Below are 15,832 nucleotides of genomic sequence, written 5' to 3'. Positions count from 1 at the left end.
AGCGTGCTCAGTCCTCCCAGCCGAGACGTCGGGCGGCGGCCCGCCACGCCACCGCGTCGGCGCGTGGCTCGAACCGCACGATCTGTTGCGTGGCGCGCAGCACGGACCGCAGCTCGCCCAGGCCACCGCCGATAGCGCCGAGGGCTCGGGCCTGCACCAGGGCGTTGCCCAGGGCGGTGGCCTCGACCGGCCCGGCGAGCACCGGAAGGCCGCAGGCGTCGGCGGTGAGCTGACAGAGCAGGTCGTTGCGGGCGCCGCCACCGACGACGTGCACCGCGTCGACGTGCCGACCGGAGAGCTGCTGCGCTTGCTGGACGGCGCGCCGGTGCGCCAACGCGAGGCTGTCCAGGATGCACCGGACAGTCGCCGCCGGGTGCTCCGGCACCGGCTCGCCGTTACGCCGACAGGCCTCGGCGATGCGGGCGGGCAGGTCGCCGGGGGGCAGGAAGGTGGGATCGTCCGGATCCACCACAGACCGGAAGGCCGGCTCGTCGGCCGCCTTACGGAGCAGGGTGGGCAGGTCCGTGATGCCCCACGTACGCACCGACTCCTGAAGTGGCCAGAGGCCCATCACGTTACGGAGGTAGCGGAAGGTGCCGTCGACGCCGGATTCGTTTGTGAAGTTGGCGCGCCGGCTCGCCTCGGTGAGCACCGGGGCGTCCAGCTCGACGCCGACCAGCGACCAGGTGCCGCAGGAGATATAGGCGAAGTGCTCACCCACGGCCGGCACTCCCACCACGGCCGAGGCCGTGTCGTGCGATCCCACCGCCACCACCTCGGGAGTTCCGGGCAGATCGAGCGTGGGCAGCACGGGGCCGATCCGGGTGCCCGGCTCGCGCAGCGGCGGGAACAGCTCGCCGCGGATCCCCGCGTCGGCCATCAGGTCCGTGGCCCAGGCGCGGCGACGCAGGTCGTACAGCTGGGTGGTGGAGGCGTTGGTGACCTCGGCGCCGATCACACCGGTGAGCCAGTACGCGATGAGGTCCGGGATCAGCAGCAGCCGGTGCGCGGCCTCCAGCTGAGGCGTCCCGGCGGCGGCGACGAGCTGGTAGAGGGTGTTGAACGGCAGGTGTTGCAGCCCGGTCGTGGCATACAGCCGCGCCGGGCCGAGCTGCTCCGCCACCCGGTCGGCCACGCCCTCGGTACGCCTGTCGCGGTAATGCACCGGGTTGCCGAGCAGAGCGCCGTTGGCGTCGAGCAACCCGTAGTCCACCGCCCAGGTGTCGATGCCGAGACCGGCGACCGGACCGGCGGAGCGCAGTCCCTCCAGGACACCCCGGTAGAGCGCCAGGACGTCCCAGTGCAGGGTGCCCGCCACCCGCACCGGAGCGTTGCGGAACCGGTGCGCCTCGGCCAGCTCCAGCGTCTCCTGCCCGACACGCGCGAGCATGACCCGACCGTTGGACGCGCCCACGTCCACGGCGGCCAGTCGCACGGCGGTCATCAGCGGAGGAAGGCCGCTGCGACCCCGGCGTCCACCGGGATGTGCAGCCCGGTGGTGTGCGACAGCTCGCCGCCGGTGAGCACGAAGACGGCGTTGGCGACGTGCTCGGGCAGCACCTCGCGCTTGAGCAGCGTGCGCTGGGCGTAGAACTCGCCCAGCTTCTCCTCCGGCACGCCGTAGACGGCGGCCCGCTGCGCACCCCAGCCCCCGGTGAAGATGCCGGAACCACGGACCACCCCGTCCGGGTTGACTCCGTTGACCCGGATGCCGTGGCCGCCGAGTTCGGCGGCGAGCAGGCGGACCTGGTGCGCCTGGTCGGCCTTGGCCGCGCCGTACGCCACGTTGTTCGGGCCGGCGAACAGCGAGTTCTTGCTGGAGATGTAGACGATGTCCCCGCCCATCCCCTGCGCGAGCAGCACCCGCGCGGCCTCCCGCGAGACGAGGAAGGAACCCTTGGCCATCACGTCGTGCTGGACGTCCCAGTCCGCCTCGGTCGTCTCCAGCAGCGACCTGGACAGCGAGAGCCCGGCATTGTTCACGATCAGGTCCACCCCACCGAAGGCGAGCACCGCGTCGCGCAGGGCATCCGCGACGGCAGTACCGTCGCTGACGTCTACCGTGACGGCGACCGCCACGTCGGTGCCGCCGATCTCCGTGGCGACGGCGCCGGCCGCCTCGGCGTCGCGGTCGGCGACCACGACACACGCGCCCTCCGCGGCGAGCCGGTGGGCGATGGCCCGGCCGATGCCGGAGCCACCGCCGGTGACGAACGCGACCCGCGTGGCGAGAGCCTTCGGCTTCGGCATCCGCCGAAGCTTCGCCTCCTCCAGTGCCCAGTACTCGATCCGGAACTTCTCGGGCTCGTCGATCGGCGTGTAGCGCGACACGGACTCCGCGCCGCGCATCACGTTGATGGCGTTGACGTAGAACTCGCCGGCGACCCGGGCGGTCTGCTTGGTGGCACCGAAACTGAACATGCCCACGCCCGGCACCAGCACAATCGCCGGGTCGGCGCCACGCATCGCGGGGCTGTCAGGACCGGCGTACCGGTCGTAGTAGGCGCGGTAGTCGTCACGGTAGGCGGTGTGCAGCTCGGCGAGGCGGGCGAGCACGGCCTCGATCGGGGCTGTGGGCGGCAGGTCGAGCACCATCGGACGGACCTTGGTCCGCAGGAAGTGGTCCGGGCAGGAGGTGCCGAGGGCCGCGAGCGCGCCGTGCTTCTCCCGCGCGACGAAGTCGAGCACCACGTCACTGTCGTTGAAGTTGCCCACCTGCGACCTGTCGGTGGACGCCAGACCCCGCAGCACCGGGAACAGCGCCGCCGCCCGCCGCCGACGTTCGTCAGGTGGCAGCGGCTCGTAGCCGGCGATGACCGGGCCGAGCGGTTCGGCCCGACCCCGCTGGTCGAGGAAGGCCTGCGCGTCCCGGACCATCTCCAGCGAGTTGCGCTCGCACTCGTCGCTGGTCGCGCCCCAGGCCGTGATGCCGTGGCCGCCGAGGATCACACCGACGGCGCGCGGGTTGGCCCGCGCCACCGCGGCGATGTCGAGGCCGAGTTGGAAGCCGGGCCGCCGCCAGGGGACCCACAGCACCCGGTCGCCGAAGATCTCCTTGGTCAGCTCCGGCCCGTCCGCGGCGGCGGCGATCGCGAGCCCGGCGTCGGGGTGCAGGTGGTCGACGTGCGCGGCGTCGACGAGGCCGTGCATGGCGGTGTCGATGGACGGCGCGGCGCCACCCGGGCCGTGCAGGCAGTAGTCGAAAGCGGCCACCATCTCGTCCTCCCTCTCCACGCCGGGGTAGACGTCGACGAGGGCGCGGAGTCGGTCCAGCCGCAGCGCGGCCAACCCGGACGGAGTGAGCGTGCCGAGATCACCACCGGAGCCCTTGACCCAGAGCAGCTCGACCGGAGCACCGGTGACCGGGTCGGTGGCCGCGCCCTTGGCAGAGGTGTTGCCCCCGGCGTAGTTCGTCGTGGTCGGGTCTGCGCCGAGCCGGTTGCTGCGCGCGATCAGCGCCTGAACCTCGGATTGCATCGTCCTCACGTCCCCAGTCTGCATGTCTGTGTATGCCGGTCAGGCGCCCCAGCCGGCCTGCTGGCCGTCGGCGCGTTCGGCGCGGATCCTGTCGAAGTAGCCGGAGCGGGCGTACGCGGCCATCGGGTCGGGATCCAGGCCCGACTCCGCGCGCAGGTCGGCGAGCAGCGGCCGGACGTCGGTGTTGTACGCGTCCATCAGCACGGCGTTGGCGGCGAGCACGTCACCGCCGCGCTGTGCGGCGGCCAGTGCGCCAGCGTCGACGAGCAGCGCCTTCGCCGTGGCCTCCTGCACGTTGAGCACCGAGCGGATGATGGCGGGGATCTTCGCCTCGATGTTGTGGCACTGGTCGAGCATGAACGCGATGCCGGCCTCCGGTGCCAGTGCGTCGCCACGGACGATCTCGTACATGATCCGGAACAGCTGGAACGGGTCCGCCGAGCCGACCATCAGATCGTCGTCGGCGTAGAAGCGCGAGTTGAAGTCGAACGCGCCGAGCTTCCCGACGCGCAGCAGGAACGCCACGATGAACTCGATGTTCGTACCCGGGGCGTGGTGGCCGGTGTCGATGACCACCTGCGCCTTCGGACCCAGCTCCAGGCAGTGCGCGTACGCGGTGCCCCAGTCCGGCACGTCGGTGCTGTAGAACGCCGGCTCGAAGAGCTTGTACTCCAGCAGCAGCCGCTGGTCGTCGCCGAGCCGGTCGTAGGTCTCGCGCAGGGCCACAGCGAGCCGGTCCTGCCGGGCACGGATGTCGTCCTGGCCCGGGTAGTTGGTGCCGTCGGAGAACCAGAGCTTCAGGTCGCGGGAGCCGGTGCGGTCCATGATGTCCACACAATCGAGCAGGTGGTCGATGGCCTTGCGGCGTACCCCCGGATCCGGGTTGGTGACGCTGCCCAGCTTGTAGTCGTTGTCCTGGAACACGTTGGCGTTTATCGCGCCCAGGGCGACACCGCGCTCCCCCGCGTACGCGGCCAGCTCGGCGTAGTCGTCGACCCGGTCCCACGGAATGTGCAGCGCCACAGTGGGTGCGATGCCGGTGAGCTGGTGTACGACCGCCGCATCGGCGACCTTCTCGTACGGGTTACGCGGCACCCCCTCCTGCGGGAAGACCTTGAACCGGGTTCCGGAGTTGGCGTACGCCCAGGATGGCGTTTCGATCCGCTGGGACCGCAGAGCCTGCTTGACCCGTTCGAGGGTCTGCGTGTCGGGCAGCGTCATGGTGTCTCTCCCGTCGGCTTTCCGGTCGGTGCACGGCGTGCGCCGGCACCGACCGGAAGGGCGCTCAGAACTGGAACTGGTCGATGTTGTTCTTGTCGAACACTGTGGGCGGGCCGAGGATGACCACCCCGTCCTTCGCGACGGTGAACTCGCCGAGCTTGCCGGCCTTGAACTTGTCGCCCTCGGCGCCGGTGATCTGACCGGAGGCCAGGGCCGCACCGGCGTACGCGGCGAGGTAGCCGAGGTCGGCCGGACTCCACAGGGCGAACGCGTCGACGGTGCCGTCCTTGACGTACTGGCGCATCTGGTTCGGCGTGCCCAGGCCGGTCAGCTTGACCTTGCCCTTGTACTGCGACCCGCTGAGGTAGCGGGCGGCGGCGGCGACACCGACCGTGGTGGGCGAGATGATGCCCTTGAGGTTCGGGTACGACTGCAACAGACCCTGGGTCTCCTGGAAGGACTTCTGATCGTCGTCGTTGCCGTACGCCACGGTGACCAGCTTGATCTTGCTGTACTCGGGCTTCGCCAGCTCGGTCTTCATCAATGCGATCCAGGCGTTCTGGTTGGTCGCGTTGGCGGTGGCGGAGAGGATCGCGATCTCGCCGGCACCGCCGATCTGCTCCGAGATAAGTTTGACCTGGTTCTCCGCGATGCCCTCGGCGGTGACCTGGTTGACGAAGACCTGGCGGCACTCCGGTTTGGTGTCCGAGTCGAAGGTGACGATCTTCGCGCCGGCCGCCTTCGCCTGGTTCAGCGCCCCGCAGATAGCGTTCGGGTCGTTGGCCGAGGTGACGATCACGTCCATGCCCTGCTGAGACAGGGTGTTGATGTAGCTGACCTGGGACGAGGCGCTGGCCTCGGAGGGGCCGACCTCCTTGAACTCACCCTTGATCTCGGTGACCGCGTCCTTGCCGCCGTTGTCCGAGACCGTGAAGTACGGGTTGTTGAGCTGCTTCGGCAGAAAGGCGATCTTGAGACCTTCGCGGAGAGCGGCGTTGGGATTGGCGGCGCCGCTCGCCTGGTTGCCGGCGCCGGCGTCGTTGTCGGTGTCGTCCCGGGTGGTGCCGCCACAGGCCGTGGCGCTCAACAGCAGTGCGGCGAGAGTGAGGCTGGTGGCCCCGACGCGGAGCCCTCTGCGGTACGCGGACATCGTCATCCTTCCGGGGGTGGTTGGTGCGCGGGGGACGTCACGACGCGGCGGGCTGCCGTTGTCGTCGACGGTGCAGCCGGGCGCGGACGTCCGCGACGGCGTTGGGCAGTACGACGGATGCGACGAGCAGGGTGCCGGTGACGATCGTCAGCGCGTTGGCGTCGACGTCGGCGAGTTGCAGCGCGTTGCGCAGGACGCCGAGGAGCAGGACGCCGGCCAGCACACCGAGCAGCGCACCCCGGCCGCCGAAGATCGACACACCGCCGAGCAGGACAGCGGTCACCACCGTCAGCTCCAGGCCGGTGGCGTTGTCGCCGCGGGCGCTGGCGTAGCGCAGGGTCCAGAAGATGCCGACCAGCCCGCAGACGGCACCCGAGACCACGAAGAGCCAGAACTTCGTCCGGGCGACCGAGACGCCGGTGAACGTGGCGACCTGGTCGTTGTTGCCCATGGCGTAGAGCGCCCGGCCGGCCGGTGTGGCGTGCAGCACGACCGCGAAGACCACAGCGAGCAGCAGCAGTGGCACGACCACTACCGGAACGGAGGTGCCGGGGATGTTGCGCACGACGGCGGCTGTCCAGTCGGCTGGGAAGTCGGCGACGGCCTGGTCGCCGAGCACCACGAAGGACAGCCCGCGGTAGAGGGCGAGCGTGCCGATGGTGACCGCCAGCGACGGCAGGCCGAAGCCGGTGACGAAGAGGCCGTTCACCGCGCCGAGCACGGCGCCGAGCAGCACCACGAGGACGCAGATCAACTCCAGCGACAGGCCGCTGGAGAGCCAGAGCTGGCCCATCAGGGTGCTGCACAGGCCCACCATGCTGGCGACGGAGAGGTCGATCTCGCCAGTGATCACGATCAGGGTCATCGGTAGCGCGATGAGCGCCAGCGGCACCAGATCGAGCAGCAGGAACTGGGCGTTGCGACCGGTCGCGAAGTTCTCCACGGTCAGGCCGGCGAGCAGGACGACCACCACGAGAGCGACGACGATCACCGCGTCCCAGGAACCGAGCAGCCCGCGCAGGCTGGCGATGCGGCCCGCGCCGGGCTCGGCCTCGGCGGTGGGCGATGCCGCGTACAGGCTGTCATGCGCCATGGGCGCTTCTCCCTCGGAGCCGGGCCGCCACCCGCAGGGCCAGGAGCCGGTCCAGCCCGATGGCGGCGAGGATGAGTGCGCCGACCACGGCCTGCTGCCAGAACGGGTCGATGCGCAGAACGGCGAGCGAGCTGCCGATCGTGGTCAGCAGCACGGCGCCGAGCGCCGCGCCGTAGGCACTGCCGCTGCCACCGAAGATCGCCACCCCGCCGACCACGGCGGCGGCGACGACCTGGAGTTCCAGGCCGGTACCGGCGGCCGCGTCGAGGGTGCCGAACCGGGCCGCGTACAGCACGCCGGCGAGCCCCGCGAGTGCTCCACTGGCCACGAAGACGGTGAACACCCGCCGCCCCACCGGGATGCCGGAGAGCCGGGCGGCGGCCGGTTCGGAGCCGATCGCGTACAGCTCCCGGCCGCTGCGGTAGGAGCGCAGGTAGAAGCCGACGGCGGCCACGACGACCAGCGCGACGAGGAAGAGCACTGGTACGCCGAACACCGTCTGGTTGCCCAGCCGCAGGAACGACTGTGGCATGTCGGCGGCGTTGATCTGCCGCCCGGACGCCCAGTAGTAGTCGACGCCCCGGAAGACGTAGAGGGTGCCGAGGGTGATGACCAGGGCGGGCACGCGGGCCACCGCGATCAGGCCGCCGTTGACAACCCCGCACAGCGCGCCCAACGCGACGCCGAGGACGAGCGCCACCGGCCACGGGGTGCCGGGGGCGGAGACGAACAACGTGCCGGTGGCGAAGGCGACCAAGCCCAGGATCGAGCCGACGGAGAGGTCGACGTTGCGAGTGACGATGACAAGGGTCTGACCGACCGCCAGGATCACCAGGATCGCGCAGCCCAGCAGGAGATCCTTGACGCCCTGGCCGCTCAGGAATCGGTCGTTGCGCAGGGTCGTGACCAGGACCAGCAGGCCGAGCGCGATCAGCAGGCTCAGCTCGCGTACGGCCAGCAGCCGCTCGGTGAGGCCCCGGCGCTTCCGGCCGGGGTCGGTCGGGGCGTGCTCGGTGGTCTGGTCGGGCGCGACAGCGCCGGTGCGGCTCATGCGGTCGCTCCCTGACCGGTGGCGGCGAACATGATGGAGGTCTCGTCCGCCTCGGCCCGGGGCAGCTCGCGGACCAGTCGCCCCTCGTGCATGACGAGAACCCGGTCGGCCATGCCGAGCACCTCGGGCAGTTCACTGCTGATCATCAGGATGGCCAGCCCTTCGCCGGCCAACTCGGAGAGCAGACGGTGCACCTCGGCCTTGGTCCCGACGTCGATGCCACGGGTGGGTTCGTCGATGATCAGGACCCGTGGTTCAGTGGCCAGCCACTTGGCGAGCACTACCTTCTGCTGGTTGCCTCCGGAGAGGGTCGCCACGGGCGCCCCGAGCCGGGCGCCCTTCACCTGTAGCCGCCGTGTCCAGCGGTGGGCCTCGGAGCGCTCGGCGCTCCCGAACAGGAGGCCCATCCGGCTCAGCGCCCGGCGGCGGGCCAGGGTGGCGTTGCGCTCCACCGACAACTCCATCACCAGGCCCTGCTGTCGACGGTCCTCGGGGACCAGCGCCATGCCGGCGGTGATTGCCCGGCCCGGGTTCCCGGCCGGGACAGCCCGGCCGGCCACCAGCACCTCACCCGTGTCGTACCTGTCGACGCCGAAGATCGCGCGGACGACCTCGCTGCGCCCGGCCCCGACCAGCCCGGCGAGGGCGACGATCTCCCCACCCCGGACCGAGAACGACACGTCGGCGAAGACTCCGGCCCGGGTCAGCCCCCGGACTTCGAGGAGGGTGTCGCGCAGTTCGGCGTCCTGCTTCGGGTAGAGCGAGGAGACGTCCCGACCGACCATGCGCCGCACCACCTCGTCGACGGTGAGGTCCGCGGCGGGGTCGCTGGAGACCCAGGCGCCGTCCCGGAGCACTGTGATGCGGTGGCACAGGTCGAAGACCTCGTCGAACCGGTGCGAGATGAACAGCACCGCGGCCCCGCGCTCGCAGAGTGACCGGGTGACCGCGAACAGGCGTTCGACCTCCACACCGGACAGTGCGGCCGTGGGCTCGTCCATGACCAGGACCCGGGCGTCGAAGGAGATCGCCTTGGCGATCTCGACGAGTTGCTGGTCGGCGATCGAGAGCCCGCGAGCGGGGCGGGTCGGGTCGATCCGGACGCCCAGCCGTTGGAAGAGTGTCGCCGCGTCGCGGTTCATCGTCGCGGTGTCGATGCGGCGCAGACGGCGAAGCGGTTGCCGGCCCATGAAGATGTTCTCCGCCACCGACAGGTCCGGGAAGAGCGTCGGTTCCTGGTAGATGACGGCGATGCCGGCGGCCCGGGCGTCACCGGGGCCACGAAGGCGCAGCGGCTGCCCGTCGAGGGTCATCTCGCCGGAGTCCGGATCGTGTGCCCCGGCCAGGATCTTCACCAGTGTGGACTTGCCGGCGCCGTTCTCGCCGACCAGGGCGTGCGCCTCGCCGGAGTGCAGCGCCAGGCGCACCCCGCGCAGCGCGGCGACGGCCCCGAAGGACTTCGTCACGCCGTCGAGTACCAGCAGCGGACCACGGTCCGTGTCCGGTGCTTCGGCGGTCATCCGACCTCCTCCTGAATCGTTTCACGCATCGACATGGACCGTATGGGCCGGCCTTCGAGAGCGTCAAGAGTTTCACTGTCATTTCTCCCCCGTTGCCACACCACGTCGAATAGATGAAACGTTTTAGCCGCTATAGACTGCCGGCGAACCCGGTCAGCTCGGGCCGCGACCACCGCACCAGGCATTGAGGGAGTCATGGGCACGGCGAACATCAAGGAGGTCGCCCGGCACGCGGGCGTCTCCCTCGGCACCGTGAGCAACGTGCTCAACCGGCCCGACACTGTCGCCCCCGCCACCCGCCAGCGGGTGCTCGACGCCATCAACACCCTCGGTTACGTCCGCAACGACTCCGCGCGTCAACTCCGTGCCGGGCACAGTCGCACCGTCGCCATCGTGGTGCTGGACGTGGCCAACCCCTTCTTCACCGACGTCGTGCGGGGCGCCGAGCAGGTGATCGAGGCAGCCGGCGCCATGCTCGTCGTCTGCAACAGCGGCGAGGACAGCGCCCGGGAGCGCCGCCACCTGGAGTTGCTGGAGGAGCAGCGGGTCCGGGGCGTCCTCATCACCCCGGTCGGTCACGGCCCCCAGCCCAACCTGGACAAGCTCATCGACCGGGGCATCCCGGTGGTGCTGGTGGACCGGGGCACGGGCCGAGCGAACCGCTGCTCGGTTGCGGTCGACGACGTCCTCGGTGGCCGACTCGCCATGGACCACCTGCTGGACCAGGGCCATCAGCGCATCGCCTACCTCGGTGGACCGGTCTCCATCGCCCAGGTCGCCGACCGGCACGCCGGAGCCGCCGCAGCGCTGAAGGAACGCGGCGGCACCGCCGAACTCCGGGTGGCGGTCACCAGCAGCCTGACCGTCGCCGCCGGCCGACGTGCCGCCGAGGAGCTGCTGGCCCTACCGGCCCGGCAGCGCCCCACCGCCGTGTTCTGCGCCAACGACCTGCTCGCTCTCGGCGTACTCCAGGAACTGACCGCGCGTGGGCTGCGGGTGCCGGCCGACGTGGCCATCGTCGGCTACGACGACATCGAGTTCGCCGACGCGGCGGCGGTGCCGCTGTCGTCGGTACGCCAGCCCCGCGACCAGCTCGGACGCACCGCGGCGGAGCTGCTGCTGGAGGAGGCCGATTCCGGCGACACGCACCGGCACCGGCACGTGGTGTTCCAGCCCGAGCTGGTCGTCCGCCGATCCAGCGACCAGCCCCGACGCACCCGACGCTGATCCACGAACCCACGAACCCACGAGCCGGCCGGCTCGGGTCGCCCCGGGCGGGTCAGGCCGCCGGGCCGGGCATCGCCCAGACGTCGGCGATCGACGGGTCGTAGCCGGTGCCGGTGTCCTGGTACCGCACCCGCACGACACCGTCCCGGGTCGCGTCCGGCAGGTTGACGACGAACTGGTAGCTAACCGTGCCGGGCCCGCCCGCCGTGCGCTGCCACGAGCGCGTGTGCGCCACCACCCCGTCCACGACCACCTGGTAGTCCTTGAGCTGAAGCCCGTCGTACGTCTCGACCGAGCGCAGCGCGAACGGTTCACCGGGCCGGACCGCGAGATCGAACTCGAACCAACCGCCGGGGCGGGTCACATCGGTGTAGCGGCGGGTCAGCCCGGCCTCGGTGCTGGTGCCCGAGTAGGTGGAGGCGGTGAGGCGGTGCGCCTGCTCGGACGCCGCGACACCGAGGTCGACGTGGTCGTAGGCGTCCGTCGGTGGGACGACAGCGAAGGAGTAGGAACCGGATCCGATTTCGTACACGGCGACCGCGCCGTCCATCCTGACGAACCGCACCCCGTCGGCCTGCTCCGCGGGCCGGCCGCCCTCGGTGACCGCCTCGCGTGCGGGTGCCGGGAAGCGCACCGTCGCCGTGGTGTTCGCCGGCAGGGTGAGGCGCAGCCGCATGTCGCCGCGCGCGTCGAGGTCCCAGTCGCTGCCGATCGTGCCGTACGCCGAGCGGTACGACGCCTTGGCCGAGGTGAGGTTGCCGCCCGGCTGGGGGGCGAACGTGACGTGCGCGTACCCGGGGTTGCCGGCGTCGGGCTGGATGCCGGCGACGGTCCGGTACATCCAGTCGCCCACAGCGCCGTACGCGTAGTGGTTGAAGGAGTTCATCCCCACGTCGCCGAAGCTGCCGTCGGGTTTGATGGAGTCCCAGCGCTCCCAGATCGTGGTCGCGCCCTTGCCGATCTCGTAGCCCCACGACGGGTAGGTGTCGTTGAGCAACAGCCGGTAGGCGACGTCGAGATGCCCGGTGTCACTCAGCGCCGGCAGCAGGTCCGGTGTGCCGAGGAAGCCGGTGGAGAGGTGCCAGTCGTGCCGTTGCACGTTGGCGACCAGCCGGTCGGCGGCCCGGGCCCGCAGCGGGTCGGTCAGCAGGCCCATGCCGATGGCGAGCACGTATCCGGTCTGGCTGTCGCCCTGCACGGTTCCGTCGGCCGCTACGTAGGTGTTGACGAACGACTGGGTGATGGCAGTGGACAGCGCGGCGTAGCGGGTCGCGTCGGCGTTGCGCCCGATGGCCGCGGCCAGCTCCCCCAGCAGCCGGATGCTGTACGCGTAGTAGGCGGTGCCGACCACCCCGGCCGGCGTCGGGTCGTCGAGGTTGAGCCAGTCGAGGTACGGGCCGGCGTTGGTCCGCAGGTTGCCCGAGCTGGTGCTCTCCAGCCAGGACGCGTACCGCACCATCGACGCGTAGTGCTCCTCGATCACCCGGGTGTCGCCGTAGCGCTGCCACAGCGCGTACGGCACTGTGATCCCGGCGTCCGCCCAGCCCGTCGCGCCATCCCCACAGCAGGCGCGGGGCGCGACGTCGGGGTACGCGCCGTTGGCCGACTGCGCGTCGCGCAGGTCCTGCAACCACTTGCTGAGGAACGTCAGGCTGTCCATGTTGAACGTGGCGGTGTTGGCGAAGACGTTGATGTCGCCGGTCCAGCCGAGTCGCTCGTCGCGGGCCGGGGTGTCGGTCGGGATGGACAGGAAGTTGCCGCGCTGCCCCCAGGTGATGTTGCTGTGTAGCCGGTTCACCATGGCGTTGGAGGTCTGGAACTCGCTGGTCAGCTCCCCGTCGGTGTGCATCACCAGGCCCGTGACCGAGGACAGGTCGGGGGTGCCCGGATAGCCGGTCAGCTCGACGTAGCGGAAGCCGTGGAAGGTGAAGGTGGGCTCGTAGACCTCGGCGCCTCCACCGCGCAGGGTGTAGAGGTCGGTGGCTCGGGCCGTCCGCAGGTTGGCGGTGTACGCGGTGCCGTTCGGGTTGAGCACCTCGGCGTGCCGGATGCGGACCGTGGAACCGGCTGGGCCGTTGACCCTCAGCCGCACCTTGCCCACCATGTTCTGGCCGAGGTCGAAGATCCAGGTGCCGGGGGTGGGCTGGGTCAGCACCCGGGCCGGCAACTCCTGCGTGACCCGTACCGGCGGGTCGACCTGGGCGACGATCTTGTCGGTGGCGTCGACGTCGTCGACGGTGGCGGGTTTCCAGCCGGCGTCGTTGAAGCCGGGCTGGTCCCAGCCGGCCGGCAACCGCCGCGCGTCGTAGGTCTCACCGTGGATCAGGTCGCTCTGCAGGAACGGCCCGGGCGTGGCGCGCCACGATCCGTCGGTGTTGACCGTCGCGCTGCGACCGTCGGTGTAGTCGATGCGCAGTTGCGCACTCAGGTGCGGCCGGGAGCCGTAGTTGTCGGTGCCGAACCAGGCGATGCTGCCCGCGTACCAACCGTCGCCGAGCAGGGCGCCGAGGGCGTTGTCACCGGGGCGGAGCTGGCCGGTCACGTCGTACGTCTGGTACTGCACCCGTTTGTGGTAGTCGGTCCAGCCGGGTGCCAGCTCGTGGTCGCCGACCCGCTGGCCGTTGAGGGAGAGCTGGTAGACACCGAGCGCGGTGGCGTAGATCCGGGCGCGGGCGACAGTACCGTCGACCCGGAAGCTCCGCCGCAGCAACGGGTTCGCGTCGAGCGCGACGAGCATGGCCTCGGTGTCGCCGCCGACCCGCAGGCCGGCCGATGTGGCAGTGCCGGCCCCGAACGGGTTCACCCCGTCGGTGAGCGGAGCCGCGAAGAGTGTCTGACCTCCGCTGGTCACGGAGAAGGCGGAGAAGACGCCGGACTCCAGCCCGTTGGTCCGCAGGCCGACCGAGCCGGTCTGGTGGGCGGTGCTGGTGGTGACGTCGACTTGGGTGCCGTCGACCCAGGTGGTGATGGTGTTCCCAGCCGCCGTGATGCGCACTGTGTGCGGCGTGGTCAGCTTGTCGGCCGGTACGACAGCGCCGAGCGGCACCTCCTTGAGCACTGTCCAGGCGCCGTTGACCCGGGCGTGCGGGCGCAGCTTGGCGCTGCCGCCGGTGATGGAGAACTGCCACATGTACGCGTTGCCCGCGCCGCGGGCGCGCAGGAAGATCCCGGCCGCGTCGCGCTCCAACCGGACCGTCGTCTGCACCGTGTAGTCGGTCCAGGATTCGGTGGGCGACGGCAACCCGATCCAGTCGGCCTGCCAACCAGCGCCACCCTGCACGCCGGTCTCCCAGAACGTCGGCGTGCTCCACCCGGAGGCGTTGCCGGCGGTGTCCCAGACCTGGACCTGCCAGGCGTAGCGGGTCCGTGGCCGCAGGGCCGGGCCGGCGTACGGGACGAGAGTGCTCTGCCGCGACCGGACCCGGCCGCTGTCCCAGACGTCGGGGGCGCCGAGGCGGTCCGTGCTGGTGGCGACACGCACCTGGTAGGACTCCTGGACCACGCCCCGGGTGGTGGCGTCGATCCGCCAGCCGAGGCGGGGTCGCGCCACGTCCAGGCCAATCGGCGCGGTGGCCCGTTCGGCGGTCAGGTCGGTCGCCGTCAACGCTGCGGCGGCCGGCGCGGCGGTCGCCGAGTGCGGTGCCGCCATCGGCGTCAGGCCAGTCAGCAGCACGAGAAGTGCGGAAAGTGCGGCGTGACGCCGCGACGTGCGCATCATTCCTGGCCCTCATCCTTCTCTGCACGGTGTGGCGGCAGGGGTCGGCCTCCGGGTTAATGAATCGTTTCAGGTAGGTTACGCGCTCGTCATGGTCAAGTGAAGACGTTGACGGCGATGAATCCGATCCCGTTGGACGTCTGGTGATCGACGACCGACACCAGCGGTGAAAACTGTTATCCCGGTGCGACCGGTGAGTCTCCTGAGGGGAGGCTGTAGCGGATCTTCCGCCAGCCCCCACGACAGGTAGCGGTACGACCACATGAAGGAGTCGAGACGATGCGCGGATCCGGTCCGGATGGAGCCGTCACACCAGGGGTTACCCGGGGCGCCCACGCGGAACCCCGCCGCGGTCTGCTCGGCCGCCTCCCGATCGGCGCGAGGCGGCTGCTGTGGCCGCTTCTCGTGGCCGCCGTGGTCGCCGTACTGGTGACGGGTGTGATCGTCGTGGTGCAGCCGACCGGGCCGACGCCCGCCCCGGCGGCGACACAGGCGCTCGACGCGCCGCCGCCCGCGAGCCCACAGCCCGGCGCGCCCAGCGCGACCACGCCCGCCGCCACCACGAGCCCGACGGGGGCGACGCCGACGCCGACGGCGAAGCCGACAACCGGGCGTCCGGTCGCTCCGGCGGCCCCGGTGGCGACCTCGAAGCGCAAGGGCGTCGGGGTGTGGAAGTTCGACGGCGTCAGCCAGGCGCTGGCGAACTCCGGGGCGAGTTGGTACTACACCTGGGACGTGGCCCACTCGGGTGTCACCAGCCCGAAGGGCGCCGAGTTCGTCCCGATGATCTGGGGGGCGAAGAGCGTCACCGCCAGCAACCTGCAACAGGCCGAGAAGAACGGCCGCTACCTGCTCGGGTTCAACGAGCCGGACCTGAAGGGTCAGGCGGAGATGACCGTCGAACAGGCGTTGGAGCTGTGGCCGCAGTTGCAGGCCACCGGCCTTCCGCTGGGCAGCCCGGCGGTGGCCTGGGGTGGCGACCGGCCAGGCGAATGGCTCGACCGGTTCATGGCCGGGGCGAAGCAGCGCGGCTACCGCGTCGACTTCATCGCCCTGCACTGGTATGGCGGCGACTTCACCACCGCCAGCGCGGTCAACCAGCTCAGGTCGTACCTCCAGGCCGTGCACGACCGGTACAAGCTGCCGGTCTGGCTCACCGAGTTCGCCCTGATCGACTTCTCCAACGGCGTCCGCTTTCCCACCCAGGCACAGCAGGCCGCGTTCCTCACCGCGGCGACCCGCATGCTGGGTGGGCTGTCCTGGCTACAGCGGTACGCGTGGTTCGGCCTGCCCGCCACCGACAAGGACCAGACCGGCCTGTTCCGCACCGGCAGCACGGCGACCGCCGTCGGCCGCGCCTACCAGGCGGCACGCTGAT

The 15,832-nt window shown here is 70.8% G+C and carries 10 protein-coding genes; 2 read left to right on the top strand and 8 right to left on the bottom strand.

Annotation, left to right across the window (positions count from 1 at the left end; all coding sequences use genetic code 11):
* Positions 1-7: 7 nt before the first annotated feature.
* The 7 genes from ACLJOK_RS07415 to ACLJOK_RS07385 all read right to left on the bottom strand — a co-directional run bounded on the left by ACLJOK_RS07415 (position 8) and on the right by ACLJOK_RS07385 (position 9,512).
* Positions 8-1,444 carry a rhamnulokinase gene (locus tag ACLJOK_RS07415; RefSeq protein WP_410817096.1) on the bottom strand — a complete coding sequence of 479 codons (1,437 nt, stop codon included), beginning with the start codon at positions 1,442-1,444 and terminating at the stop codon, positions 8-10.
* On the bottom strand, positions 1,444-3,477 hold the full coding sequence (locus ACLJOK_RS07410; RefSeq protein WP_410819282.1) for a bifunctional aldolase/short-chain dehydrogenase: 2,034 nt from the start codon (positions 3,475-3,477) through the stop codon (positions 1,444-1,446). Before ACLJOK_RS07410 ends, ACLJOK_RS07415 begins: the two co-directional genes overlap by 1 nt.
* A 39-nt stretch (positions 3,478-3,516) precedes the next feature.
* Entirely contained in the window at positions 3,517-4,698 is a 1,182-nt protein-coding gene (rhaI, locus tag ACLJOK_RS07405; protein ID WP_410817094.1) for an L-rhamnose isomerase, read from the bottom strand.
* 64 nt (positions 4,699-4,762) lie between these two features.
* Entirely contained in the window at positions 4,763-5,848 is a 1,086-nt protein-coding gene (gene rhaS, locus ACLJOK_RS07400) for a rhamnose ABC transporter substrate-binding protein (RefSeq protein ID WP_410817092.1), read from the bottom strand.
* 37 nt (positions 5,849-5,885) lie between these two features.
* Complete coding sequence (locus ACLJOK_RS07395) at positions 5,886-6,941, bottom strand: ABC transporter permease (RefSeq protein ID WP_410817090.1); 1,056 nt, start codon at positions 6,939-6,941, stop codon at positions 5,886-5,888.
* Positions 6,931-7,992 (bottom strand): ABC transporter permease, encoded by a 1,062-nt coding sequence (locus tag ACLJOK_RS07390; RefSeq protein WP_410817088.1) that lies wholly within the window; start codon positions 7,990-7,992, stop codon positions 6,931-6,933. The genes ACLJOK_RS07395 and ACLJOK_RS07390 overlap by 11 nt, the downstream gene beginning before the upstream one ends.
* Positions 7,989-9,512: a sugar ABC transporter ATP-binding protein gene (locus ACLJOK_RS07385; RefSeq protein ID WP_410817086.1), complete on the bottom strand. Its 1,524-nt coding sequence runs from the start codon at positions 9,510-9,512 to the stop codon at positions 7,989-7,991. Before ACLJOK_RS07385 ends, ACLJOK_RS07390 begins: the two co-directional genes overlap by 4 nt.
* A gap of 195 nt (positions 9,513-9,707) precedes the next feature.
* Here ACLJOK_RS07385 and ACLJOK_RS07380 point away from each other — a divergent pair, with 195 nt between their 5' ends.
* Entirely contained in the window at positions 9,708-10,739 is a 1,032-nt protein-coding gene (locus ACLJOK_RS07380; RefSeq protein WP_410817085.1) for a LacI family DNA-binding transcriptional regulator, read from the top strand.
* 52 nt (positions 10,740-10,791) lie between these two features.
* On the opposite strand, the gene ACLJOK_RS07375 is transcribed toward ACLJOK_RS07380, so the two are convergent.
* The gene (locus ACLJOK_RS07375) at positions 10,792-14,388 is read right to left on the bottom strand and encodes a family 78 glycoside hydrolase catalytic domain (RefSeq protein WP_410817083.1); all 3,597 of its coding nucleotides are present in this window, start codon (positions 14,386-14,388) and stop codon (positions 10,792-10,794) included.
* 345 nt (positions 14,389-14,733) lie between these two features.
* Between ACLJOK_RS07375 and ACLJOK_RS07370 the strand changes: the two genes are divergently transcribed.
* A complete protein-coding gene (locus ACLJOK_RS07370; RefSeq protein ID WP_410817082.1) occupies positions 14,734-15,831 on the top strand; it encodes a glycoside hydrolase family protein in 1,098 nt (365 codons plus the stop codon).
* Position 15,832: the final 1 nt, after the last annotated feature.

Source organism: Micromonospora sp. 050-3, from assembly GCF_046549335.1.
In the GTDB taxonomy this organism is placed as follows: domain Bacteria; phylum Actinomycetota; class Actinomycetes; order Mycobacteriales; family Micromonosporaceae; genus Micromonospora; species Micromonospora trifolii.
Note: the sequence above shows the minus strand (reverse complement) of the source record. Positions and strands in the feature narration are given on the sequence as shown.